Genomic DNA, 23,905 nt, shown 5'->3' on the forward strand with positions numbered 1-23,905 from the left:
CCTGGCTTTGATGGGCGGCGCCCGAACTCGTACTCGCGGCGTCCCGATCCTCACGCATCCGCCCGTACCAGCCGGACGATGCCGGCCGTCTGGGCGGCCGTCGTCCAGGCCAGGATGATGAGCCCGGCAGAGGTGACGTCCGCCTGCGATGCGTCCGCCGCCAGCCAGATCTGGGCCGCCTGGCCCGGGAACCAGCGGGCGGCGTCGCCCAGGAACACGGCCAGCTGCGGCGCCAGAATCACCAGCACCACGGCCGCCGTCGACGCACCAATGACGCTGCGCAGCGCCGCACCGAGCCCGGCCGCCAGCAGCAGCACCGCCGTCAACCAGACCACGGTCCTCCCGGCCGCCCACAGCGCCGCCGTCGACATCGTCGGACACGCCGCCAGGCTCGCCCCGACCAGGACGCTCGCCGCCACCAGTCCCGTACCGGTCAGCACCATGAGCCGCGCCACCGCCAGCCGCCCCCGCGCCGGCGTCACCAGCAGACTCGTCACGCTCTGCGCCGTGGAGTGCTCGGCACCTGCCGCGGCCACCCCGGCCGCCACGAAGCCGATCTGCACCGCCAGCGCCCATGTCGGAGCGACCTCCTCGAATCCGAAGCCCCGCCCATCCACCACGTTCTGCAGGGCCGACATCACCGTGGCGACCGCCGCCGCGCCCGCCACCGCCGCCGACCACCACATCGCCGGCAGCGTCACCACCTTCACCAGCTCCGCGCGCAGCGCACGCCCCCAGACGGTCGCCGCCCCTGCGGCGGCCCTCACCCTGCTGGTCGCACCGGTCCCGCTCACGCGTCCCGCCTCATCCACACCCAGCAGCACACCGCCGCGCAACCGCCCGCCCACGCCGCACAGACGGCGGCCGCCATCGGGATCGACAGCAGCTCAACAAGCCGGTCGTAGTTGAGCGTCGTCGGGCTCGCAATGAGCCGCACCGCCGCCGTGTCCGGCAGGAACCGGGCCGCATCCGTAGACCTGATGAGCAGCACGCCCGGCGAGATCATCGTCGACATCGCGACGAGGACCGTCATCGACACCAGCGCGCTGCGCGTCGCCATCGCCAGCGCCATCGACGCCATCGCCGAGAACACCCACCACGTCAGGATCCCCGTCAGCATCCACCACGGCACCGGCTCGAAAGGCACGCTCGACCCCAGCAGGTGCCGGCACAGCGCGAAAGTCCCCGCCCACGCCGTCGCCAGCAGCACCGTCGCAGTCCCCAGCACCACGATCCCCGTCGTCCCCACGTACAGCCCAATGACGCCGACGTCGCCCAGCCGCGACGGCGCATCCGGGTCACCGGCCGCCAGCTCCAGCCGCTGCCCCATTCCTAGGGAGAAGGTGCGCACCCGCTGCCTGGCTGCATCGCTCAGCCCGACGACGTCGAGCACCTCAGCCACTCGTCGCCGACTGATTCCTGCGCCCGAGGCCACCCAACCCAGGTGACCTCGGGCCGTGCGCGAGGGGTGCGCGTCCGGGCCGTCGAGCACCCGTTACCTTGTTGGTGGTCCTGGGTGGTCCGGGGCTGGGCCAGTTGCTGTGGGCACGGGTGTCTTGCCCCTGTCCTTAGATGATCCGGGGGCGAAAGTCACCTGCGGCAGCCGGGCGCTGGTGACCGCTGATAAGGGGAACGACCCACCGCAAAACGGTAGAGGTCTAACGCATACGTGGGTGCGGGACCTGTCGTCCACCGGCTGGCCCCGTATCAACTTGACCGAGAGGCGGCAGGAGAGATGGATATCGAGGTCTTCATGGGCATCGGGCGTCGGCAAGGAGCGAGCACTGGGCCACGGCCCTGAGCCGGGACGGGCGGAAGGTCTTCGACAAGGCCCTGCCCAACGACGAGGAGCGCCTGCGTGCTCTCTACAAGAAGCTGGCCGACCACGGGAGCCTGCTGATGGTGGTTGATCCGCCTGCCACCAGCAGGGCCCTGGCGGTGGCGGTGGCTCAGGACATGGGCATCACCGTGGGATACCTGCCCGGACTGTCCATGCGACGCATCGCCGACCTGACACCGGGCAGCGCCAAGACCGACGCCAAGGACGCGGCCGTCATCGCCGGCGCGGCCAGGACCATACCCCACACCCTGAGAGCCATCAACGCCTCGGACGAGGAGGCCGCGGCGCTGAGCGTGCTGACTGGCTTCGACCTGGACCTGACCCGCCAGGTCAACCAGAGCGCTAACCGGATCCGGGGCCAGTCGTTCACCCAGACCCCGCCCCGCCCTGGAGGCCGTGGTGGGGCCCTGGCCGGGTGCACGACGCCGCCCCTGGAGGCCCGTCGCCGCCTGGCCCACCCCAGCCGACCTGAAACGCGCAGGCAGGACAAGGATTGACGCCAGGCTCAAGGCCCGCGGGTGCAGGCGGCACACCACCTGGGCCGGCCAGATCGTCTCAGCCCTGGAGCGCCAGAGCGTGGTGGTCGCTGGCACCGACGCCGCAGCAGTGGTGCTGCCTCACCTGGCCAGGCAGCTCATCGCCCCACGCGCTCAGCGGGCTGATGTCGCCGCCCAGGCCGGTGACCCTGGCGGGCACCCACTCTCATGTGCCAGGTCCTGACCACACGTGCCCGGGATCAGGGGTCCCGGCCGCCGCCGTCCTTGCTGGCCCAGACCCTGGCCAAGGACCTCCAGGCACCGGCGCCCAGCTAGCCTCCTACGCCGGGCTCGCTCCCGTCACACGCCGCTCCGGCTCATCGATCCGTGGCGAGGTGCGTCTCCCACGGCGGCAACAAGAGGCTCAAGCGCGCCATGTTCCCCTCCGCCTTCGCCTCACTGCGCTCCGACCCCGTCTCCCAGGCCTACTACCAACGCAAACGCGACCAAGGCAAACCGCCTTGGGCCAGGCCGTCCTCGCCCTGGCTGCCGAGCTGCGCCCCGATGTCATCCTCATGGACATCCAGATGCCCGGCCTGACCGGTATCGAGGCCACCACCCGGATCTGCGCCGATCCGGCGCTCGCGGCCACGCGCGTCCTCATCCTGACCATGTTCGAGATCGACGACTACGTCCTGGGCGCCCTGCGCGCCGGCGCCTGCGGCTTCCTGCTCAAGGACACCGACCCGCAGTCCCTCGTCGACGCCGTGCGCACCGTCCACGAGGGGCAGTCGCTGCTCAGCCCCCAGGTGCTGGCCCGCCTCGTGGCCCGCATGCCGCGCACGGCGTCGGCCAGCGCCCCCCGTAGTACCTGGGCCAGTGATATCGAGGCCCTCACACCCCGTCAGCGCGAGGTCCTCCTGCTCATCGCCCGGGGCCTGTCCAACACTGAGATCGAGGTCGAGCTCGGTATCACCCGGGCCACCTGCCGCAGCCACATCACCGCACTCCTGGCCCGCCTGGGCGCCCGCGACCGCGCCCAGCTCGTCATTGCCGCCTACGAGTCCGGCCTCATCAGCTCCCGCTGAGGCTGCTGCCTGCGACACTGCCTGAGGCGAGTGGCGTCTTCGGCTGAAAAGTGTCCATACGGGACGCCTTTGACGGCTCACTCGCACAACCAGATTTGTGTTTTCGCAGGTCAGGGCGTCTTGCGTAGTCGCGTTCCGGCGATCGGTGCGTTCAAAGTCGTCCCATATGGACAAAATTTGCTCAAGAGCCGTGCCCTCGGGGGCGACGCCGGCACATCGCCTCCGAGAACACGGCTATCCAAGGAGCCTCCCGCCGGGCCCCGGCGGGCTGATCTCACCCCCGCTCCTTGAAGACCAGCCGGCGCTGCGCCACATAGCTGGCCACGTAGATGGCCCCGTCGCCGAGAATCTTGGCGATCCCCAGCGGGATCCCGACCGTGGTGAGCGCCTTGAGCACCAGGTAGCTGGTCGCCAGTAGGCTTACCGCCAGGATCACGTAGCGCACCGCCGTGCGCACCACGGTGCCGCGCCGCGCCCGGAAGACGCGGCGATTCATGAAGAAGTTCGCCGTCCCGGACACCAGCCGCGCCCCCACGACCGCCGCCAGCAGGTTGCCGGTCATCGCGAAGATGACCATGACCCCCAGCCAGTCGATCCCGAAGCTCGCCAGCGACGCCCCCATGAACCGCAGCAGCGGAGCATAGATCCGCGCCGAGTCCTGCAACGGCCGGAAGTGGGAGGAGGTGTTGCCCGGCTCGTAGACCGTGGCGATCTCCACCTGCTCCACCACCATCCCCAGCTCGTGAGCGCGCAGCAGGGCGGAGAGCTCGTACTCGTAGCGGTCGCCGCGCACCTCCTGCAGCCAGGCCAGCTGTCCGGCGGGGTAGCCGCGCAGGCCCGTCTGAGTGTCGCCCAGCCTCCAGCCGGTCGCGCCCCGGAACAGCAGGGCGGTCACGTCGTTACCGATCCGGCTGCGCAGCGGCACCGGCCCGGTGAAGCGCCGCACCCCAAGGGTCATGTGCCCGGTCTCGTGCACCCTTGCGGCCACGGCCTCGATGTCCGAGGGCGTGTGCTGCCCGTCGGCGTCGGCGCACACCACGTCCGCGTCGGGCCAGGTGGCGGCCGCGTGGGCCAGGCCCGTGCGCAGCGCCTGGCCCTTGCCCTGGTTGACCGGGTAGCTGACCACCTGGGCGCCGCGGGCGCGGGCGGCGGCGAAGAAGGGCGCGTACTGCGGCCCCGAGCCGTCGTCAACAACCAGCACCGCGCAGTCCCGGCGCGCCCCGTGCAGGCGCGCCACGAGCACGGCCAGGCGCTCATCGGGCTTGTAGGCCGGGATGAGGACCACGAGCGCCACCGCCGCCCGGGGGCGAGGCGTACCACCGGTCCGCGCCGCCGGGCGGTTGCCCGTCGTCCGGTTGCCCGTCTTCTGGTTGGTGGAGGTCCGGTTCGCGGGGGCGATGACCCGCGGCAGGATGCGCGGCGAGGTCGCCGCGGCCGTGCGGTTCCCGGCTGCCCGGCCCTGCGTCTGTCCCACCCGGCGGGGCGCCTCGCCCACGATGATCCGCGCGGTCGCCTGCTCGCCGCCGGAGCGGCTCAGCCGCGTCGTCGGGTACGCCGTCGGGTAGGACTGCGGGTACTGCTGGTAGGAGGAGCGGCGCGTGACCGCCTGCGCGGTCGCCGGGGTCCTCGGGGTCTGGGCCGTGCCGGTGAGGTTGTCGGTGCCGCTCATCTCAGGCTCCGTTCGCGATGTAGAGGATGTCGGAGGTGTCGCGCTCGCCCCCGTTGGAGGGCTGGTTGATGATCGAGCCGTTGAAGTACATGGCCGACGAGCCGCCGCCGTCGATGTTGTAGGCGCAGGCGCACCCCAGGTCGGCCATGATCTGGGCGAGCTCGCTCATGGTCACGCCGCGCGAGTAGCCCTCGTTGCGGCCGTCGACGACGACGAGCTTGAGGTGGTTCGTCTCCACCCACCCCACGGCGGTGCGCGGCTGCTTGCCCTGGATGGAGTGGTTGCCGACGTTGGTGTCCACCTCGACCTGGTCGATGCCGGAGAGCACCTTGGAGTTGTTGACCAGCGCCGGCCCGAAGGACAGCGTGTTCCACACGCCCGCGTCCAGAAGCGTCTGGGCCTTGGTGGTGGTCTCGTCGTAGACCTCCACGCGCCCGTCGCTGTAGAAGGCCATACCGTCGCGCGTGCCGCTGTCGCGGTAGATGACACCGTTGCGGATGAGGATGCCGTCGCTGCGGAAGCCGTAGTAGTCGCCGTTGATGGCCAGGATCGCGTTGTGCTCGGAGGCCATCGTGCTGGGCTTGGCGACGATGTTGGTGCCGTAGGAGTTGTTGGCGAAGGCGCTGCGCAGGTCGGTGGCGTTGGTGAGCTTGATGTCGGCCACGTAGTAGGTGACGGTGTCGTTGCCCGAGCCGGTGGAGACCTGCTGGATCCCGATGGTCGTGTTGGATGAGGAGTAGGAGTTGTCCCCGACCGTCACGTTGGTGGCCGGGGTCGCCGAGGCGGCCGTGTTCTGCGCCTTGGCCTCCAGAGCGGTGACGTCGCCGACCTCCACGTGGTCGATGACGAAGCGGTTGAGCGCCCAGGCGCTGGTACCGGTGGCGGCCAGCCCCAGGACGGCGGCGCCGCCCAGGAGGAAGCGGCGGCGTGGGTGCTTGCGGGACGTCGAGGAGCGGTCGCGCCGGCCGGAGTCGTGGTCCTGGCCGGACTGGGGCGACTCGGGCGGGCTGAGGGTGTCGGAGCTGTGCATGACTCAACCGTGTCGGCGCCGTGTGTGCCGGGCGTAGGTTGACCTTGTGGGTCTCCTGTGAAGCCGCAGCGGGCGTGGTGGCCCCACGAGCGCTGGGATGTTGCGATGGACACTCGAGCCGGTCCCGAGGCACAATGAGAGGGAGCCACCCGGCGGCTATCCGGGCGGCTCCCGAAGGGGCTCAGCCCCTCAGAAGCTGAATCAAGCTGATCAGGACTCCGACGGCGGCTGCGAGCGAGCCAACAATCTCGCACCACGTCGGGGTTCTGCGCTGTTCAGCATCCTTCTGTGCCGCATGCCGAAGACGGTCACGCATACCCCTTCGCCTCCTTCCGGTGGATCGACACCCTGCTGAATCAAGCAGGAAGGTGCCAGGGCAGACCCGCCGTTGAAGGCCTCCCCACCATGCCACAGCCCTCCGACATCGTGCCGGTTGCCCAAGAGCCGGTCAGAACGACGTCGGGGAATGGCGGCGCGTCAGGCGTCAATACTCCCGGAGGGTGAGAGTCCTGCGCGGAGATGGTCCCTGAAATCCTTCCAAGGGTCCTGGCCTGCGCCTACAGTGAAGGGACAGGGCGGGTGGCTGCTGCCCATCGTGAGAATCGGCGGCAAAGGAGGAGGTCGTATTGTCGGAACGGACTCTGCGCATCATCCGCATTGTGGTTGTGGTGCTCAACGTGATGGTGGCCGTCGTCTCCTTCCGGCGGGGAGACACCTCGGCCATGGTCATCGCCATCGCTGTTGCAGCGCTCTTCCTGATCCAGCTGGCCCGTTCATCCTCCGACGGTCGGGGCCGTGGTCGAGACGACCGCACGCCCCCGAGTTCATGAGCGCCGTCGGTGATGCCCCGGCCCACCTCCTCGAGGTCGAGGGCCTGTCCGCCTGGTACGAGCGCGGCCGCCCGGTTCTCACTGATGTCTCCTTCACCCTCGAAGTCGGCGAGGCCGTGGGGCTCATCGGCCTCAACGGTGCCGGTAAGACCACGATGCTCACCTCCTTGTGCGACGTCCACCGCGGGGCGCGCCTGAGCGCCCCGCGCTACCGGGGCCGGGAGGTGCGTCCGGGCGACGAGCGTTTCAAGGCCGCCCGCTACCTCAGCCTCGCCGACGACTCCTCCTTCCCCACCTGGAGCCTGGAGGCCTTCATCGGCTTCCTCGAGTACGCCTATCGCCTGAGTCCGGACCGTGGCCGCCTCGAGGAGCTGATCGAAGGCTTCGACTACGGCCGCTACCGGACCACCTCCTTCTCCCGTCTCTCCAGCGGTTCACGGAAGAAGGCCAACCTCATCGCCGCCTTCTACCTGACCACGCCCCTCCTCTTCCTGGATGAGCCCGTCGACTTCCTCGACTTCGCCGCCACCGAGTTCCTCTACCGCAGCATCAGCGACGCGGCCGCATCCGGGCGCTCGGTCCTGCTCAGCTCCCACATCGCCGAGTCCTTCACTCGCTGTACCCGGCGCCTCTACGTGCTCTCCGCCGGCCGGATGACCGGCCCCTTGACCACCCCCGAGGACTCCGATGCCGTGGCGGCACTGGTCAGTTAGCCGAGCCGCCCTGAGGGCGGTGACCGGGCAGTTCGTGGGGCGTCAGACCGTCCTGGGTGCCGCCATCCTGTGCGCCCTGGCCGCCTGGTTCGGGGTGTCGCCGATCTCCGCGTCAACCCGCGTATGGCGGTCACCGGGCTGGTCCTGGCCGCCGTCGGCCTGACGGCCACCATCGCCTCGACGTGGATCGGCTCCGGCCGCTGGGACGACCTGGCTCGCTTCCCGCTCCGACGCGATGAGCTCGCCCGAGCCACCAGTCTTGTGGCCGACGCCGTCATCCTTCTCGAAGCGGTCGTGCCCATCACCCTGTTCATCCTGCTGGCCGACAGCGGGAGAGGTGGCCCGAGTTCCCAGGCGGGCGCTGTCACGACGACGGCCGTGGAGATGGTCGTCGTCGGGCTCGGAGCCTCGTCGCTGGGGCTGGCCCTGTGGGCGGGGGAGCGGATCGGGCTGCGCTGGGCAGCCGGTGGGGCTCTCGTCGTTGGGACACTCCTGTGGTGGTTCGCGCCCGCGGCCTCGGCCCTCCTCTTTGCCGTCTGCGTCGTGGCGACGCTCGGCTGCACCGATGGGTTGCGGGTGCGCCGAACGCAGGTGGGAACCGTCCGTAGCCGCCGCAGCCTGGTCCTCGGTGAGTTGGCTACTGTGCGCACCACGCAGGTCAACACTCTCATAATGCTTGTGGTCGCTCTGGTCTTCACCTACGTCATGGCCGGCCGTGGGCTGAGCATTCCGATGACCATGGCCTTCGTTGTCGTCAACACGCCGTTGAACGCCTACTTCTCCCGCTATCTCAGCACTCGCGCGGTGGTGATGGCCGCGCCCGGATCGAGGCGGGTCTTCACGGCCCACGCCAGAGACCTCACGCTATTGTACTTGATATCCAACTGTCTGGTGGGCGCGCTGGTCGTCTGGCTGGGAGGCGGCCTCGCGGAGGCGGTTGCAGCCGGACTGGCAGCCTCACTTGCCGGGGCGTCGACCGCAGTCCTTCTGGAGGTCTATTGGCCGTTGACGGGCTGGAAGTCTGAACGTGACGTCATGCGTCACCCGCGCAAGTACCTTCCTCCGGCCGCGGCACTGCTCGCTGTCATAGTCGTCCATGCGCTCGTGCCGTAATTGCCTCGTGGGGTCTGTGCAGTTCGTCGCGATCGGCGCCCCTGTGCCAACCCCACATACCTCCCGTGAGGTTTGTGCGACCTTACTAAAAATAAACGTCATCCTTTAGAAAATTAACTGAGGTGACCCTAAGGTTCTAGGTGCTTCGTGTTCGCCCTCGCCTCACCGAAGAACTCTTATGCGCCGTCGTACCCTGCTCATAGCCCTCCCACTGACCGCCGTCCTCGCCAGCTGCGGAGTCGCCTCCCGCGCCGGCAAGGACTCCAGCGCCGGCGCCTCGGCGGGCGCCTCCGAGGTCACTGACGTCGTCGGCCGCAAGGTCACCTTCAGCGCCCAGCCCAAAAGGATCGTCCTGAGCGAGTCCCGCCACGTCTACTCCCTGGCCTTCCTCAACAAGACCAACCCCATTGACAAGGTGGTCGCCTGGGGCGAGGACCTCCAGAAGGCCGCCCCCGACTTCTACGAGAAGATCCTCTCCGTGGTCCCCAAGGCCGCCGACCTGCCGAAGATCGGCAACATTGCCAAGGATGGCCTGCCCATCGAGACCTTGGTGAGCCACAAGCCCGACGTTTTCATCATGACCCTGGACGCCTACAACTCCGCCAAGGAGAAGGGCTACCTCGAGAAACTGGACGGCCAGAAGATCACCTATGTCGTCACCGACATCCGCCGCGATCCGGTGAAGAACACCGTCCTCTCGGTCACCCTCATGGGTGCCGTCTTCGACAAGCGGAAGGAGGCCGAGACCTTCGTCAACTTCTACAAGAAGCAGGTCGACCCCATCGTGGCCAAGGCGAAGTCCCTGTCCTCCAAGCCCACCACCTTCCTGTGGCGCAGCCCGGGTGTCAACGACCCCGGTGCCACCTACTCCACCGCGAACCTCGGCGCGATCGTCACCGCCACCGGCGGCACCAACATCGCCGACAGCCTTCTGCCCGGCGAGGAGGGCGTACTCACCCCCGAGCAGGTCATCGCCTCCAACCCCCAGAACATCATCGCCACCGGCGGCGAGTGGCAGCAGCAGAAGATCAAGGACACCGCCCAGACCAGCTACGTCCACCTCGGCTACAAGGCCGACGAGGCCTCCGCCAAGGCCAGTCCGGAGCAACTGAAGAACCAGCCCGGCTACGACCAGATCCAGGCCTTCTCCGACGTCGACCCCGCCAAGGTCTGGAAAGACTTCCACGAGCAGCACATGCCCTGGAAGGCCGAGGGCGTCTTCTTCGCCGCCATCTGATGGGGACCCCAACGTCACGGCTCCTTCCGAAGACGACGCAGCGCACCAGTCCGATACTGGCCGGGTACTGGGCGGTGCGGCGTCGACGATGAAGGCCGACGGGCGGGGCGATGCGCCCACGGACACGGCGGTGTCGGCCTACGCCTCCTACCGCCGTCGAACCGCGTGGCGAGTCGCGATGCTCATGGGGCTGGCCGCGCTGCTTCTGGCCGTCTTCCTCGTGGCCCTCATGGTGGGGCCCCTGGGGTTCAGCCCGGCCCAGGTACTCGGAGCCCTCTTCGACGCCGACTACGACCCGTGGGTCGCCAACATCGTCATCAATCTGCGCCTGCCGCCGGCGCTGCTCGCCGTCCTGGTGGGCGGGGCACTGTCCCTGGCCGGCGTGCAGATGCAGACGATCCTCGACAACCCGCTGGCCGAGCCCTTTACCCTGGGGATCTCGGTGGCCTCGGCCCTGGGGGCGGCGCTGGCCATCGTCACGGGTCTCGTGCTGCCGGTGGCCACCGGCGCCATCCTGCTGACCGCGGCCCACACCGCCAGCCAGCTCATCGTGCCGGGTGTCGCCGTGCCCGTCGGCATCCTGACCGCCCTGGTGGGTGTGCCGGTGTTCCTCACCATCATCTTCGGACGCCAGCGCTCGGCGGTCAGGAGCGGTTCATGAGCCTCATCCTGAACGACCTCACCTTCTCCTACGGCAGGCGGGCCGTCCTCAAGGGCGTCGACGCCACCTGGGAGACCGGCCAGACGGTCGGGCTGCTCGGCCCCAACGGCGCCGGCAAGTCCACCCTGGTCACCTGCGTGGCCCAGCTGCGCCGCCACCTGGGGGAGGTGACCTTCGCCGGGCACCGGGGCCACGACCTGCGCGGCATGATCGGCTACATGCCGCAGGGCCTGCCCGGCGACGCCGCCCTGACCGCCCTGGAGTCGGTGCTTACCGCCTCGCGGCACGACATGACCTGGCACACGAGCCGGGCCGACATCGACCTGGCCTGGAGCGCCCTGGACGAGCTCGGGGTGGCCGAGCTGGCCGACCGCCCACTGGGCCAGCTCTCCGGCGGGCAGCGCCAGCTCGTCGCCCTGGCCCAGACGCTCGTGCGCGAGCCCGACCTCATCCTGCTCGATGAGCCCACCTCCGCACTCGACCTGCGCCGCCAGGTCTCGGTGCTCTCCCACGTGCGCCGGATCTGTCACCGGGACACCGGGCGCCTCGCCGTCGTCGCCCTGCACGACCTCAACCTGGCGGCCCGCTTCTGCGACCGCCTCGCCATCCTCGCCGGCGGGACGATCCGCGCCGAGGGATCGCCCGCCGAGGTGCTTCAGCCCGACATCCTCGCCGAGGTCTACGGGCTGCGAGTGCGGATCGTGCCCGACGGCGACCACGTCATGGTCGCCCCCGAGGCCGAGCAGGGGGCTTGAGACGGCTCGTCGTCGTGAGCCGGCTGCACGGTGCGCGGCTGGGGCGCGCGCCGCCCTGCTGGACGTCTCGCCGAGGGGGTCGGTGTCAGTCCATCGACAGACGGGCGGCGATCAAGCCGCCGATCAGCAGCAGGATCCCCATCCCGAAAGCCCCGGCGAGGATGGCGATACCGCCCATGAGGAGTTCGATGGTGCCCGCACCGAGAGCGAGCCACGTGAGCAGGAGCAGCAGCGTCCAGGCGGTGGCGAGCCGGTGACGTCGGATGAAGGAGCGCGTCATGATCCGGCCGCGGCCGGCGAAGGCGGTACGCAGTGCCCGTACCCGTCGTCCCACCACCCGGAAGGTCAGGGTTGCGCACAGGGCCAGGGGCAGCAGAAGAAGCCACGTGGGCAGGTTCACCAGCCACACGAAAGCGGCTGACATGAGCATGAGCGCGATGCATGCGATCAAGCCGAGATGAAGGGCTCGCACAGTGCTTAAGAAGATGGCGTCAACGGCTGCACGCGCCTGGAGCGGATCAGAGGTGTGAGCCGCGTATGCGGCGGCGGCCTTGGCCGCACCGACATGGTCCCGTTGGTTCTGGCGCAGCTGCGCGAGGTGGAGGAGAGTGTCGGCGTGCGCGGGTTCCAGGGCGAGCGCCTCCTGCAAGGAGGCCTCCGCCGCCTGCACGTCGGTGTCCATCTGCACCTGTGCCAGAAGTGTGTGGTGACCGGCCGAGCCCGGCGAGAGCCGGACTGCCTCACGCGCGTAGAACGTGGCTTCCTCCGTTCGCCCCATCCCGGCCATCGTCATAGACATGAGATGGAAGAGCTGACTGTCCTCCGGGTCCAGGTCCAGGGCGGTCCTCAAAGAACGCTCCGCCTCCGGTTCCCTGTCCTGGTCGATCAGGGAACAGGCCAGAAGCCGGTGGGCGTCGGGGCTGTCCGGCAGTGCCGCGACGGCTCGGCGTGCTGCGGCCTCAGCCTCCTCGGGGCGATTCGCGCTGCCGTGAGCGGACGACAGCGCCATATAGATGGAGCCGGCCTCGTCCGGGTAGTTGGCGAGCAAACGGGTCAGGATCTGCATGGCCCGCTCGTACTGGCCGGCGTCGATGAGCCAGTCGGCCCGGTCCATCTCCTGACGGTAGACGTCGTCGCTCATAGTATGCGGTGTCGTTTCATCCACTCGCGCAGTTCCGCATACTCCCCGGAGACGTCGGCGTACTCGACGACGGCGCGTGCGGTCTCGAACCAGGGGCCGCTCGAGGGGCGAACCTCCTTGAGGGCCGCGTACATGTCCTTCATGTTCATGAGCCGAGGCCGGCCGGTGCGCACTGAGTCCATGAGCGCGTTCTCAGCGGCGGACTCGCACACGTGTGACAGGTCCGCTCCGGTCAGCCCCTCGGTGGCCCGCGCCAGGGCCTGCAGATCGATGCCCTCCACGGGGCGTTCGCGCAGGTGCGTGTGCAGGATCGCGGCGCGCGCCGGTTCGTCCGGGGGCAGGACGAGCAGGGTCCGGTCCAGTCGCCCCGGCCGGCGCAGCGCCGGATCGATGTCCCAGGGGGCGTTAGTGGCGGCCAGCAGGTAGACGCCATCATTGTCGCTGCTGACGCCGTCGAGCTCCTCGAGGAGCTGGTTGACGGTGCTGCGCATGCTCGAGTTGCGTGCCAGGGAGCGCTTGATGCCGATGGCGTCGAGCTCATCGAGGAAGAGGACACAGGGGGCGTGCTTGCGTGCCTGCTGGAAGATGTTGTGGAGGTTGGTCTCGGAGTTGCCGATATAGGGGTCGAGGATGTCGGAGATCGTCACCGACAGGAACCCGGCTCCCATCTCACCGGCCACGGCGCGGGCGATGAAGGTCTTGCCCGTCCCCGGCGGGCCGTACAGGAGCAGGCCGCCGCGCAGGCTCTTGCCGTAGAGCCGGCGCAGCTCGGGATTGCACATCGGGGCCAGGAACGACGCCTCCAGCCGGTTCTTGACCTCGGTCATGCCTCCGACGTCGGCCAGACGGACGCCGGCCCGCTCCACCTCCCAGTCCGTGGGGGCGCCGGGGCCGTCGGCCTGGACCGAACGGGGCTCGGAGAGAGCCGGGTCGGCGTCGGAGGACCCGGGGAACTGCGAGGATTCCGAGGACACGAAAGGTGCGGCCGGTCCGCCGCCGAGGTCCTCCTCGGCCCGCCGCCAGTCGAAGTCGCCGGTGCTCCCGGTGCCGTCCGGCGTCGTCGAGCCGGTGGCCGCCGGGGCCTGTGGCGGGGTGGGTGCTGGGGGAGTGGTGGCCGCTGAGGGCGGCGGTGAGGGGTGAGAGGCCTCGGCCGGCACTGGCGCTTCGGCAGCCGGCTCTGCCGCCGTGCCGGCCGTCCTCTCGGCGGGCGCCTGGGCGGCCTGCGGCGAGAGCGCCCTGGACATGAGGGCTCGGGCGGCCTCGTCGGTGGGGGCGTGCTGAAGGGCGATGGCGCAGTGAGTCACCGCTTCAGCGCCTCGACCGACCCCGATGAGGAGCTCAGCCAGATGGGTGCGCAGCCGAACGTCGTCCGGAGCGGCCTCCACCGCACGTGTCAAAGAAGCAATCAGTGGGTCGGTCACTCGGTCAGTCTAGAGGCGGACAGTGACGCGGGTGCTGGTGTCACTGTGTGGAACGCCTTTCGCTCCGTGCACCGCATCACGGACGTGTGTGCTGACGCCTCGGTCGGAAATCTCCGTACTCTCAGGCCATGACAGCTACACTGGCCGCCCCGCCCGACCATGGGCTGAGGACGACCTTCCCCGCCACGCTTCTCATCGCCCTGGCCGCGCTCGCCGCCGTCGCACCTCTGGCCACCGACGCCTACCTGCCGGCCTTCGCCCAGATGGCCGACGACCTGGGTGTCTCCGCCTCCAGCGTTCAGCTGACGATGACCACGTTCCTCGTAGGCATCGCGCTCGGCCAGCTGGGCATCGGGGTCCTGTCCGACCGCGTCGGCCGACCTCCCCTGCTGCTGTGGGGCAGCGTGCTCGCCCTGGCCGCCAGCATCGGCGCCGCCCTGTCCCCGAGCCTGCCCGTTCTCCTCATTGCCCGCTTCTTCCAGGGGCTCGGGGGAGCGGCCGGGATGGTCCTGGGCCGGGCAGTCATCTCCGACCGCTCCCGTGGGATCACCGCCGCCCGGGCCCTCAGCGTCGTCATGGCGATTCAGGGCATCGCCCCGGTGGTGGCGCCGATTCTCGGGGGCGTGCTCGTCGAGCCCGTCGGGTGGCGCGGCATCCTGGGGGTCGTGGCCGCCTTCACCGGGCTGCTCGTGGTCATGGTCCTTCTCTGGGTACCCGAGTCCCTACCCGCCGAGCAGCGACACGACGGCGGCCTACGGATGCTGCTCGACGGCACCCGCGAGCTGGCCCGCGATCACGTCCTCGTGCGCCTTCTGCTCATCAATGCCCTGTCCTTCGGGCTGCTCATGGCCTACCTGTCCGCGGCTCCCTTCGTGCTGCGCAACGTGCTGGGCATGGGAACGGTGGCCTATACGGCGGTCTTCGGACTGTGCGGGACGACGGTCACGGTGACGATCGCAGTGGCGGCGTCTCTGGTACGCCGCTTCTCCCAGGCCCGCCAGGTGCGGGTCGGACTCATTGCGGGGCTGGTCGTCGACACGGTCTTCGCCGCGGTCTGCCTCATGTGGCTGCGCGAGCCGGTGACCGGGCCGGAGCGGATGCCGCTGCTGGTGGCGGTCGTGGCCCTCTTCCTGGCGCACGTGGCCTGTCTGGGGCTGTCGGTGGGTAACGCCCCCGCGCTCGCGCTCGACCGCACCGGCCGGTGGGCGGGAACCGGCTCCGCGCTGCTCGGTTTTCTGCAGTTCGTCGTCGGCGGACTCGTCAGCCCGCTGGTGGGGCTGACCGGTGAGGCCAGCGGGGCGGCCTTCGGCGTCGTCATCGTGGCCGTCGGTGCCGTCGCCAATGTCCTGGCGGTCTTCGGCCTGCGCGAGCGGGGCGAGAAGCAGCGCCTGGCCGCCCAGGCGAGCGAGCGCCGACAGCAGCGCCTGGGCCAGTAACGGCTCTGGCCGGCAGCGCACTCAGGAGGCTGAGCGCAGCCGCGTCGTCGGAAGAGGAAGCTCGATGGCGCCGATGAGGTCCACGGACTTGGCGATGCCGGTGGCCGACAGGTCCTCCACCGCCCTGGCGACGATGACGCGGTCCCGGTGGATCTCGCGGATCCTGACCCGGGCCCAGCCCTCCTCACCCGTCTGCGGATCGTCCTCCTCAAGGAGCCAGTCCTCCGCCAGGAGCCGCAGACCGATCGCGTCCAGGACCGCCTCGGCCTCGTCGAGCTCCATGGCCTCGCCGCGTCGGACCCACAGCCGGTCATACGGGATGAACCGGCCGTCCGCACTCATCTCGATATAGCCCACGTGCTCGCCGTCCTCGTGGCGCAGGTGGTCGAAGACGTCCTCGGGATCGGGCAGGCCTGCTTGCGGGTGGGGAGCGCTCATACTCGCGAGGCTACCGGGCTGGCGAACGCCGCCACACCGGTGCAGGGCTGTCGCTTCTGTGGACTGGTGTCACGATTGGCGACTTTTCCGGGGGTGGTACGGCATCTGCTGGCTCTCTTGCTGAGGGGGATGCGGACGTTGGGGCTGGTCAGGGCTGGTTGTGGGGAGGGGGAGTGTGGCGGGTCGAGGCTGGTGGACTCTGAAAAGTCGCCAATCGTGACACTTTCGGAGGTGCGTGGGGCTGGGCGGGCTGATCGAGAACGTACTGACGAGGACTGCGTTCACAGAACTCGCGGGCGGGACCTCAGTCGTCTGCAGGAGAGCGCAGTCCTCGCCGGGTATCGCAGTCCCCGGCACACGGCTGGGGTGCGCTGCTCTGACGCAGCCGGAACCGTCCGCCCTGCCGCGGGCAGGTGGCTCGCGCTGCGCCCGTGTTGCAGGTCCGTGTCGTAGGTCACTGCTGACTCCGGGAATGGACCGCAGCCCGCCAAGGTTGAGCCAGTCAGACTCAAGGTTGCATGCAGTCAAGTTGACAGAGCCTGACTCAACCACAATCCTGAGTGCATACGACTCAACCTGAAGGCGCCGGAATCCCCGGCCCTCACCTCAAACATCGACTGACCACAACTCAGCAAGCACAAGGAGCACATCACATGGCACGCGCTGTCGGTATCGACCTGGGTACCACCAACTCTGCTATCGCCGTCCTCGAGGGTGGCGAGCCCACCATCATCCCGAACGCCGAGGGCGGCCGCACCACCCCCTCCGTCGTCGCCTTCTCCAAGTCCGGCGAGATCCTCGTCGGCGAGATCGCCAAGCGTCAGGCGGTCACCAACGTCGACCGCACCATCTCCTCGGTCAAGCGCCACATGGGCACTGACTGGTCCGTGGAGATCGACGACAAGAAGTACACCGCCCAGGAGATCAGCGCCCGCATCCTGGCCAAGCTCAAGGCCGACGCCGAGGCCTACCTGGGTGAGCCCGTCACCAACGCGGTCATCACCGTCCCGGCCTACTTCAACGACGCCGAGCGCCAGGCCACCAAGGAGGCCGGCACCATCGCGGGCCTGACCGTGGACCGCATCGTCAACGAGCCCACCGCCGCGGCCCTGGCCTACGGCCTGGACAAGGGCAAGGAGGACGAGCTCATCCTCGTCTTCGACCTCGGTGGCGGTACCTTCGACGTCTCCCTGCTCGAGGTCGGCAAGGACGACGACGGCTTCTCCACCATCCAGGTACGCGCCACCAACGGTGACAACCGCCTGGGCGGTGACGACTGGGACGCCCGCATCGTCGACTGGCTGGTCAAGCAGGTCAAGAGCAAGGACGGCGTGGACCTGTCCAAGGACAAGATCGCCATGCAGCGCCTCAAGGACGCCGCCGAGCAAGCCAAGAAGGAGCTGTCCTCGGCGACCTCCACGAACATCAACCTGCAGTACCTCTCCATGAGCGAGTCCGGCCCCATCCACCTCGATGAGAAGCTCACCCGCTCCAACTTCCAGGAGATGACCGCGGACCTGCTCGAGCGCACCAAGATCCCCTTCCACAACGTCATCAAGGACGCCGGGGTCAAGGTCTCCGACATCGACCACGTGGTCCTCGTGGGCGGCTCCACCCGTATGCCCGCCGTCGCCGACGTGGTGCGCGAGCTGACCGGTAAGGACCCCAACAAGGGCGTCAACCCCGATGAGGTCGTCGCCATCGGTGCGGCCCTCCAGGCCGGTGTCATCCAGGGCGACCGCAGCGACGTCCTGCTCATCGACGTCACGCCGCTGTCCCTGGGCATCGAGACCAAGGGCGGGGTCATGACCAAGCTCATCGAGCGCAACACGGCCATCCCGACCAAGCGCTCCGAGGTCTTCTCCACCGCCGAGGACAACCAGCCCTCCGTACTCATCCAGGTCTACCAGGGCGAGCGCGAGTTCGCCCGGGACAACAAGCCGCTGGGCACCTTCGAGCTGACCGGCATCGCCCCGGCCCCCCGCGGCGTGCCCCAGATCGAGGTCTCCTTCGACATCGACGCCAACGGCATCGTCCACGTCTCGGCCAAGGACCGCGGCACCGGCAAGGAGCAGTCCATGACCATCTCCGGCGGCTCCGCCCTGCCCAAGGAGGACATCGACCGCATGGTCAAGGAGGCCGAGGCTCACGCCGAGGAGGACAAGAAGCGCCGCGAGGACGCCGAGACCCGCAACTCCGCCGAGCAGCAGGCCTACTCCATCGACAAGCTCCTCAAGGACAACAAGGACAAGCTGCCCGAGGACGTCCACTCCGAGGTCTCCGAGGCCGTCGCCGACCTCAAGAAGGCCCTCGAGGGTGACGACATCGAGCCGGTCAAGACCGCTCAGGAGAAGCTGAGCTCGGTGGCCCAGAAGGTCGGTGAGGCCCTCTACCAGGCCGACGCCGCCGCCCAGGCCGCGGGTGACGCCGCCTCCGCCGCCGGTGGCTCCACGTCCTCCGACGACGAGGACATTGTGGACGCCGAGATCGTTGACGAGGAGGACTCCAAGTGACCTCGGCAGGTCCCACCCCTGAGAACGAGGGCGTCGACCCCGAGCTCCAGGCGGCCGTCGAGTCGGCCTTCGAGGAGGTGCCCGACGACGTCCGCGAGGAGCTCGCCCAGGGCGCGTCCGAGGACGAGGCCGGCCAGGCCGACGCCGCCTCCGAGGAGGCGGCGGGGGAGGACCTCTTGGCCCAGGCTCAGGCCCAGGCCGCTCAGGCGGCCGATGACCTGGCCCGGACCCGGGCGGACCTCTACAACCTCCAGCAGGAGTACCAGGGGTTCGTGCGCCGCTCCCGTGAGGGCGCGGCCTCCCACCGGGACGCCGGTGCCGCCGGCGTCGTCGAGGCCCTCATCCCGGTCCTCGACGAGATCGAGCTGGCCCGCCAGCACGGCGACCTGACCGGCACCTTCGAGACCACGGCCGGCAAGCTCGAGACGATCCTGGCCGAGAAGTACTCCCTGGAGCGCTTCGGCGCCGTGGGTGAGATCTTCGACCCCACGCTGCACGAGGCCCTCATGGCCACCGAGTCCAGCGAGGTCACCGAGCCCACCATCGCCGCGGTCCTCCAGCCCGGATACCGCCTGGGTGAGCGCGTCGTGCGCGCCGCCCGCGTCCAGGTCGCCAACCCGGCCTGATACCCACCGCACCACTCACCCCGGCCCGACGGCGGACCCGAGCCAGCAGCTCTGGCGGGCCTGAGTCCGCCGTCGGACCGACAGGTGCACCGGGACGCCCGAGGCCCCAGGGCCGAGGTGCCCCCATCTTCAGCTTCAGTAAGGAAACCCCCACGATCACCCAGATAAGGAGGCGGTGACGCGACCATGGCCAGTCAGGACTGGATGACCAAGGACTTCTACGCGGTCCTCGGCGTGAGTAAGGACGCCGACGCCGCCGCAATCAAGAAGGCCTACCGCACGCTCGCAAAGAAGTACCACCCCGACCGCAACCCCGACGACGCCGCGGCGGCAGAGAAGTTCAAGGAGATCGGCGAGGCCTACGCCGTCCTGTCCGACGAGGCCGAGCGCAAGCAGTACGACGCGATCCGCTCCATGGCTGGAGGCGGCGCCCGCTTCCAGGCCGGAGGCCCGGGAGGGGCCGGCGGCGCCGGCTTCGAGGACATCCTCTCCTCCATGTTCGGCGGCCAGGGCGGCAGTGTCCGCTTCGAGACCGGCGGCTCCGCAGGCGAGCCCGACCTTGACGACCTGCTGCGCATGTTCGGCGGCACCCCGAGCCCCACCCGCTCCGGCGGTCGCCCCGGCCCCTTCGGCTTCGGCGGCTTCACCCCCCAGCCCCGCCCGCAGAAGGGCGCCGACGTCCTGACCTCGGCCGCGCTGGACCTGCGCGACGCCGTCGCCGGCACCACGGTGGAGCTCACCGCGGACGGACGCACCATGAAGGTCCGCATCCCGGCGGGCGTGCGCGACGGCCAGAAGATCCGCCTGCGCGGCAAGGGCCGAGCCGGCCTGAACGGCGGCGAGAACGGCGACATGGTGGTGACCATCAGCATCAAGAAGCACCCCGTGTACTCCGTTGACCCGGTCGACGGCACCAACCTGCGCATGGACCTGCCGGTCACCCTGCGCGAGGCGGCCCTGGGCGCCACGGTCGAGGTCCCCCTGCTCGACGGCGGAACCTCCAAGATCAAGATCAAGCCCGGCACCTCCTCGGGCACCGTCATGCGCCTGCGCGGCAAGGGCGCCACCACCCGCAAGAAGACCGGCGACCTGCTGGTGACCATCGAGGTGGCCGTCCCCAAGAAGCTCTCCAAGGCCGCCAAGGAGGCGCTCAACGCCTTCGACGAGGCCATGGGTGACACCGACCCGCGGGCCACCCTCATGGAGGAGGCGGCGACGTGAGCCGGCGCCGGGCCGGGCAGGGCCTGGGATACCTGGCCGACGACGCCGCCGAGCGCGCGGTCTACGTGGTCTCGGTGGCGGCCGAGCTTGCCGGGATGCACCCCCAGACCCTGCGCCAGTACGACCGGCTCGGACTGGTCAGCCCCGCCCGGACTAGCGGGCGGGGCCGGCGCTACTCCCACCGCGACGTCGAGCGCCTGCGCCGCATCCAGTCCTTGTCCCAGGAGGGCATCAACCTCGAGGGCATCCGCCGCATCCTCGCCCTGGAGGCCCGCGTGGAGGAGCTGGAGGCGGACAACGCCCGCATGCGCAGCCGCGAGGCCGTCGTTCAGCGGATCTTCGCGGCGGCCGCCGACGGCGAGGTTCAGGTCGTCGCGCCCGGTCGCCAGGGTCGCGGACCCGCCGCGCGCCGCCCCGAGGCGGGGCGCGCACGTGCCGGTGCGACGGGGGCAGCGGGCACTGCGGGAGGCGTGAGCACCGCTCTCGTGCCCATGGGTCGGTGGCACTGACTGGCGCTGGCGAGCGCCGGCGGGCAATGACGAGCGCCGGCGGGTTCTGGACTCGGGCACTGATACGGCACTGAGCCCGTCAGCCGCTGAGACGGGGCCAGTGGACAGCCCTTGCGCATCATTCTCCGGGCGGATACCGCCGGTCCTCGACCGCCCATAAGGTCCTGCCCATGCGGATGACAACCTCCTTCACCGGCTCGCGGGGCGTGCGATACCCCGCCCCTGACGTGGCCCGTGGCTTCATGCTCCTGCTCATCGCGGTCGCCAACGTTCCGTCATGGAACAAGATGCCCAACGGGGCCGAACCGCCGGTGTCCTCCGTTGACGGCTGGTGGATGTTCGTCCGCACGCTGCTGGTGGACCACCGGGCCTACCCGCTGTTCGCGATGCTCTTCGGCTTCGGGCTCATGACCATGATCAACCGACGCGTCGCCTCCGGGACCCAGACCTACCTCGCCTCCTTCCCGGCGCGCCGGAGGGCCGCGAGCCGATGCCGCACGAGGCGGCCTGGGCCCGCGAGATGGCCACCATTGACGCCTACCGCCTGGTGCGGCGCCGCGGCTGGTGGATGCTCCTGTTCGGATTCGTCCACGGCCTCGTCTTCCCCGGTGACATCATCGGCGCCTATGGGCTGGTCGCCGTCCTCCTGGCCAACCTGCTGGCCCGTAAGAACTACGCGGCGCTCTACCTCACCGGGGGCATCATCTCCGTGCTGGCGCTGGGGACGTATCTGGCCTCCGGGACCCTGTCGGGCGGCGACACCCTGACGGCCTCCGGGGAGCAGTCGAACTCACTCGCAGCGGCACTGCTCTGGGTCGGCAGCAATGCCCTGCAGTGGGCCGTCGTGCTGGTCGTGCAGGTCCTCATCGCCCTCATCATTCCCGCCGTGGTGATCGGCGCCCGCCTGGCAGACACCGACATCCTCACCCAGCCGGAGCGGCACCGTCGCCTGCTGATCTCGGTGGGCCTGGGTGGTTTGGCGCTGGGGGCGCTCGCGGCGTTCCACGGCGCGCTGACGCTCGCGACGTCGATACAGCGCTGGCCGACGGACTTCGCCGCCACAGAGTTCTTCGGCCTGGCCGGTGCCTGCGGCTGGCTGGCACTGCTGGTGCTGTACGCCGGCGGGCCCAGGCCGGATGGTCGGCTCACGGGGCTGCGCCGGCTTGCCTCCGCCGTTGGCCGCCGATCCATGACCGTGTACCTGAGCCAGACGATCCTGTTCGGCATCATCTTCGGCATCATCCCGCTCCTGGTGACGGGCAGGCGCCTGTGGATGGGGCAGGCCGCGGCCGCCCTCGTCGCCCTGGGTGTCTGGCTGGCAACCGTGGTCCTGTGCCTCCTGCTGGAGCACGGTGGTCATGCCGGCCCCTTCGAGACCCTGCTGCGCACCGCCGTCGCCCGCAGTGAGCGCAGGAGGACGCCGGCGCCCCCGCCCACCGTCTGGCCCGGGATGCAGCCGGGACCGTGGCCAATGATGCAGATGGGAGGTCAGCCGGGCATGCCGCCAGCGGGTCAGCCGGGAGTCCAGCCGGGAGCGCCGGTGCCAATGCAGCCGGGCATGCCTCCGCAGACCCAGCCGGGAGCTCAGTCTGCCCCCTGAGCCGGCCCCGCCCCCGGGGCCGTCCGCCGGAAGAATGGCTGGGCACCAGGCTCCTCCTTTCGGTGGAGACGATCTCGGCGCTTAAGGCGGACGCCGCGGAATCACTGGTTTTCATACGGTCGAGTCATGAACTCGACGACTTCCTCCGCGACCTCATTCAACGGTTCCCGCGGCCTGCGCTACCCCGCCCCCGACGTGGCCCGCGGCTTCATGCTGCTGCTCATCGCCCTGGCCAATGTGGGGTTCTGGGTGGCAGGCCCCAAGGGCCGTGCGCTATCGACCGTCGACAGGACCTGGGCCTTCATGCGCGCCCTGTTCATCGACCAGCGCGCCTACCCGCTGTTCGCACTGCTCTTCGGTTTCGGGCTGGCCACCATGGTCAACCGGCGCATGGCATCGGGCATCGACGCCTACTGCCGGCAGCTGACCGGCGGGCTGCGGGCGCCGTCGGCGGCTGAGCTCGACCAGGCTCGGGAGCAGGCCACCATCGACGCCCGCCGCCTCGTGCGGCGCCGCGGCCTGTGGATGGTCCTGTTCGGGCTCCTCCACGGCGCCTTCTTCCCCTCGGAGATCATCGGCACCTACGGCATCGTCGCCGTCGTCTTCGCCGGGTGGTTCGCCCACAAGCACCGCAAGCGCCAGCTGGCGGTGTGCGCCCTCAATCTCCTGTCCCAGATCGTGCCGGTGGTCCTGGCCATGCTCTTCGGCCCCGGCGGTGAGGTGGCTGCCTCCAGTGCGGCGGGCCCCGCCTCGGCGGCTGCGGCAGCCACCGGCGCAGGTGAGTCCGTGGCGTCAGCGCTGCCCTGGTTCGTGACCAACGTGAATGAGTGGTTCTTCACCGCCCTGGGCGCGGCCTTCACCACGATGATTCTTCCCGCAGCTTTCCTGGGGGCCCGCCTGGCCGACACTGACCTCATCGCCCACCCCGAGCGCCACCGCGGTCTGCTGACACTCGCCGGGATCGGTGGTCTGGCCCTGGGGGTGCTCGGCGCGCTTCACGAGCTCCTGGTCCCGCTCGCCAGTGCTCAGGCCTGGGCGGCCGACTCCGCCTTGATCATGGTCCTGGGCCTGGCCGGGGGCTGCGGCTGGCTCGCCGTCCTGGCCCTCTACGCCGGCGGGCCGACGGCGGACAACCGGCTGACCGGCCTCACGTGGCTACTGGCTAACGTGGGGCGCCGTTCCATGACCGCCTACCTGTCCCAGACGGTCATGTTCGCCAGCATCTTCGTCATCGCGCCGCGGCTGACCGGGAGGCCCCTGGAGCTGGGGTTGGCGGCATCCGCCGCGGTGGCGGTGATGGTGTGGCTGACGACCGTGGTCCTGTGCGCGGTGCTTGAGCGGCTCGGCATGCCTGGTCCCTTCGAGGTCCTGCTGCGCACTGCCGTCGCCCGCAGCGAGCGCAGCCGTACGAACCCGTTTCCCCAGCAGGTCCCCGATCAGCGCACGGACCAGCTCCTCGGCCAGCCGATGAGCGCCCCGGCGTCGCCCGTCCTGTGGCACGCGCGGGTCCCCGTCACCCCGGTTCCTGTGGGAGCCTGAGAGCGGGGCGGGCGCCCGACGCCATCGAGAGTGGGCTGAGCCCTGGTCC

At 69.7% G+C, this 23,905-nt stretch carries 23 protein-coding genes and 2 pseudogenes; 17 read left to right on the top strand and 8 right to left on the bottom strand.

Translation table 11 applies throughout. The features are described from left to right. Positions 1-50: 50 nt before the first annotated feature. Positions 51-794, bottom strand: coding sequence for a cupin (locus tag BKH20_RS07335; RefSeq protein ID WP_075390513.1), 744 nt, complete (start codon positions 792-794; stop codon positions 51-53). Further along, positions 791-1,492, bottom strand: coding sequence for a hypothetical protein (locus BKH20_RS07340; RefSeq protein ID WP_346477206.1), 702 nt, complete (start codon positions 1,490-1,492; stop codon positions 791-793). The genes BKH20_RS07335 and BKH20_RS07340 overlap by 4 nt, the downstream gene beginning before the upstream one ends. A 305-nt stretch (positions 1,493-1,797) precedes the next feature. Here BKH20_RS07340 and BKH20_RS15050 point away from each other — a divergent pair, with 305 nt between their 5' ends. Beyond that, positions 1,798-2,337 carry an IS110 family transposase gene (locus BKH20_RS15050; protein ID WP_430793388.1) on the top strand — a complete coding sequence of 180 codons (540 nt, stop codon included), beginning with the start codon at positions 1,798-1,800 and terminating at the stop codon, positions 2,335-2,337. Between the two features lie 58 nt (positions 2,338-2,395). Here BKH20_RS15050 and BKH20_RS15055 read toward each other — a convergent pair whose 3' ends face one another. After that, positions 2,396-2,536 (bottom strand): hypothetical protein, encoded by a 141-nt coding sequence (locus BKH20_RS15055; RefSeq protein ID WP_430793390.1) that lies wholly within the window; start codon positions 2,534-2,536, stop codon positions 2,396-2,398. On the opposite strand from BKH20_RS15055, the pseudogene BKH20_RS15060 reads away from it, so the two are divergent. Further along, positions 2,502-2,687: pseudogene (locus BKH20_RS15060) on the top strand (hypothetical protein); the annotation flags it as partial. The gene BKH20_RS15055 and the pseudogene BKH20_RS15060 sit on opposite strands and share 35 nt — an antisense overlap. 150 nt (positions 2,688-2,837) lie before the next feature. Continuing rightward, positions 2,838-3,404 carry a response regulator gene (locus BKH20_RS14360; protein ID WP_430793389.1) on the top strand — a complete coding sequence of 189 codons (567 nt, stop codon included), beginning with the start codon at positions 2,838-2,840 and terminating at the stop codon, positions 3,402-3,404. Between the two features lie 274 nt (positions 3,405-3,678). Here BKH20_RS14360 and BKH20_RS07350 read toward each other — a convergent pair whose 3' ends face one another. Then, positions 3,679-5,073, bottom strand: coding sequence for a bifunctional glycosyltransferase family 2/GtrA family protein (locus BKH20_RS07350; protein ID WP_256693079.1), 1,395 nt, complete (start codon positions 5,071-5,073; stop codon positions 3,679-3,681). A 1-nt stretch (position 5,074) separates the two neighbouring features. After that, the gene (locus BKH20_RS07355) at positions 5,075-6,103 is read right to left on the bottom strand and encodes a phosphodiester glycosidase family protein (RefSeq protein WP_075390514.1); all 1,029 of its coding nucleotides are present in this window, start codon (positions 6,101-6,103) and stop codon (positions 5,075-5,077) included. 626 nt (positions 6,104-6,729) lie between these two features. On the opposite strand from BKH20_RS07355, the gene BKH20_RS07360 reads away from it, so the two are divergent. The 7 genes from BKH20_RS07360 to BKH20_RS07385 all read left to right on the top strand — a co-directional run bounded on the left by BKH20_RS07360 (position 6,730) and on the right by BKH20_RS07385 (position 11,412). Further along, on the top strand, positions 6,730-6,933 hold the full coding sequence (locus BKH20_RS07360; protein ID WP_010615509.1) for a hypothetical protein: 204 nt from the start codon (positions 6,730-6,732) through the stop codon (positions 6,931-6,933). Then, positions 6,930-7,646 (top strand): ABC transporter ATP-binding protein, encoded by a 717-nt coding sequence (locus tag BKH20_RS07365; protein ID WP_075390515.1) that lies wholly within the window; start codon positions 6,930-6,932, stop codon positions 7,644-7,646. Before BKH20_RS07360 ends, BKH20_RS07365 begins: the two co-directional genes overlap by 4 nt. Before the next feature lie 19 nt (positions 7,647-7,665). Further along, on the top strand, positions 7,666-7,809 hold the full coding sequence (locus BKH20_RS14680) for a hypothetical protein (RefSeq protein WP_256693080.1): 144 nt from the start codon (positions 7,666-7,668) through the stop codon (positions 7,807-7,809). Next, positions 7,770-8,759, top strand: a complete 990-nt coding sequence (locus tag BKH20_RS07370) for a hypothetical protein (protein WP_256693081.1) — start codon at positions 7,770-7,772, stop codon at positions 8,757-8,759. Before BKH20_RS14680 ends, BKH20_RS07370 begins: the two co-directional genes overlap by 40 nt. Before the next feature lie 178 nt (positions 8,760-8,937). Next, positions 8,938-9,996 (top strand): ABC transporter substrate-binding protein, encoded by a 1,059-nt coding sequence (locus BKH20_RS07375; RefSeq protein WP_075390516.1) that lies wholly within the window; start codon positions 8,938-8,940, stop codon positions 9,994-9,996. Positions 9,997-10,084: 88 nt separating this feature from the next. Continuing rightward, positions 10,085-10,657, top strand: coding sequence for an iron chelate uptake ABC transporter family permease subunit (locus BKH20_RS07380; RefSeq protein ID WP_081381648.1), 573 nt, complete (start codon positions 10,085-10,087; stop codon positions 10,655-10,657). Beyond that, the gene (locus tag BKH20_RS07385) at positions 10,654-11,412 is read left to right on the top strand and encodes an ABC transporter ATP-binding protein (protein WP_075390517.1); all 759 of its coding nucleotides are present in this window, start codon (positions 10,654-10,656) and stop codon (positions 11,410-11,412) included. The genes BKH20_RS07380 and BKH20_RS07385 overlap by 4 nt, the downstream gene beginning before the upstream one ends. An 85-nt stretch (positions 11,413-11,497) precedes the next feature. On the opposite strand, the gene BKH20_RS07390 is transcribed toward BKH20_RS07385, so the two are convergent. Continuing rightward, entirely contained in the window at positions 11,498-12,553 is a 1,056-nt protein-coding gene (locus BKH20_RS07390) for a tetratricopeptide repeat protein (RefSeq protein ID WP_075390518.1), read from the bottom strand. Continuing rightward, the gene (locus BKH20_RS07395; RefSeq protein ID WP_075390519.1) at positions 12,550-13,974 is read right to left on the bottom strand and encodes an ATP-binding protein; all 1,425 of its coding nucleotides are present in this window, start codon (positions 13,972-13,974) and stop codon (positions 12,550-12,552) included. Before BKH20_RS07395 ends, BKH20_RS07390 begins: the two co-directional genes overlap by 4 nt. A 128-nt stretch (positions 13,975-14,102) precedes the next feature. Between BKH20_RS07395 and BKH20_RS07400 the strand changes: the two genes are divergently transcribed. Continuing rightward, complete coding sequence (locus BKH20_RS07400) at positions 14,103-15,410, top strand: multidrug effflux MFS transporter (protein WP_075390520.1); 1,308 nt, start codon at positions 14,103-14,105, stop codon at positions 15,408-15,410. Positions 15,411-15,431: 21 nt separating this feature from the next. Here the strand turns inward: BKH20_RS07400 and BKH20_RS07405 are convergent, their stop codons facing one another. Further along, positions 15,432-15,848, bottom strand: a complete 417-nt coding sequence (locus tag BKH20_RS07405) for a serine/threonine protein phosphatase (protein ID WP_075390521.1) — start codon at positions 15,846-15,848, stop codon at positions 15,432-15,434. A 653-nt stretch (positions 15,849-16,501) separates the two neighbouring features. Here BKH20_RS07405 and dnaK point away from each other — a divergent pair. The 6 genes and pseudogenes from dnaK (at position 16,502) to BKH20_RS07440 (ending at position 23,856) form a co-directional block, all read left to right on the top strand. Further along, positions 16,502-18,361, top strand: a complete 1,860-nt coding sequence (gene dnaK / locus BKH20_RS07410) for a molecular chaperone DnaK (RefSeq protein WP_075390522.1) — start codon at positions 16,502-16,504, stop codon at positions 18,359-18,361. Then, positions 18,358-18,987: a nucleotide exchange factor GrpE gene (gene grpE / locus BKH20_RS07415; protein WP_075390523.1), complete on the top strand. Its 630-nt coding sequence runs from the start codon at positions 18,358-18,360 to the stop codon at positions 18,985-18,987. The genes dnaK and grpE overlap by 4 nt, the downstream gene beginning before the upstream one ends. Before the next feature lie 186 nt (positions 18,988-19,173). After that, positions 19,174-20,208, top strand: a complete 1,035-nt coding sequence (locus BKH20_RS07420) for a DnaJ C-terminal domain-containing protein (RefSeq protein WP_075372071.1) — start codon at positions 19,174-19,176, stop codon at positions 20,206-20,208. Next, complete coding sequence (locus BKH20_RS07425; RefSeq protein WP_075390524.1) at positions 20,205-20,717, top strand: heat shock protein transcriptional repressor HspR; 513 nt, start codon at positions 20,205-20,207, stop codon at positions 20,715-20,717. Before BKH20_RS07420 ends, BKH20_RS07425 begins: the two co-directional genes overlap by 4 nt. Before the next feature lie 170 nt (positions 20,718-20,887). Next, positions 20,888-22,317: pseudogene (locus tag BKH20_RS07435) on the top strand (DUF418 domain-containing protein). A gap of 126 nt (positions 22,318-22,443) precedes the next feature. Next, positions 22,444-23,856: a DUF418 domain-containing protein gene (locus BKH20_RS07440; RefSeq protein WP_075390527.1), complete on the top strand. Its 1,413-nt coding sequence runs from the start codon at positions 22,444-22,446 to the stop codon at positions 23,854-23,856. The last annotated feature ends 49 nt before the right edge of the window (positions 23,857-23,905 follow it).

Origin of the sequence: Actinomyces oris, from assembly GCF_001937445.1 — a bacterium.
GTDB lineage: Bacteria > Actinomycetota > Actinomycetes > Actinomycetales > Actinomycetaceae > Actinomyces > Actinomyces acetigenes.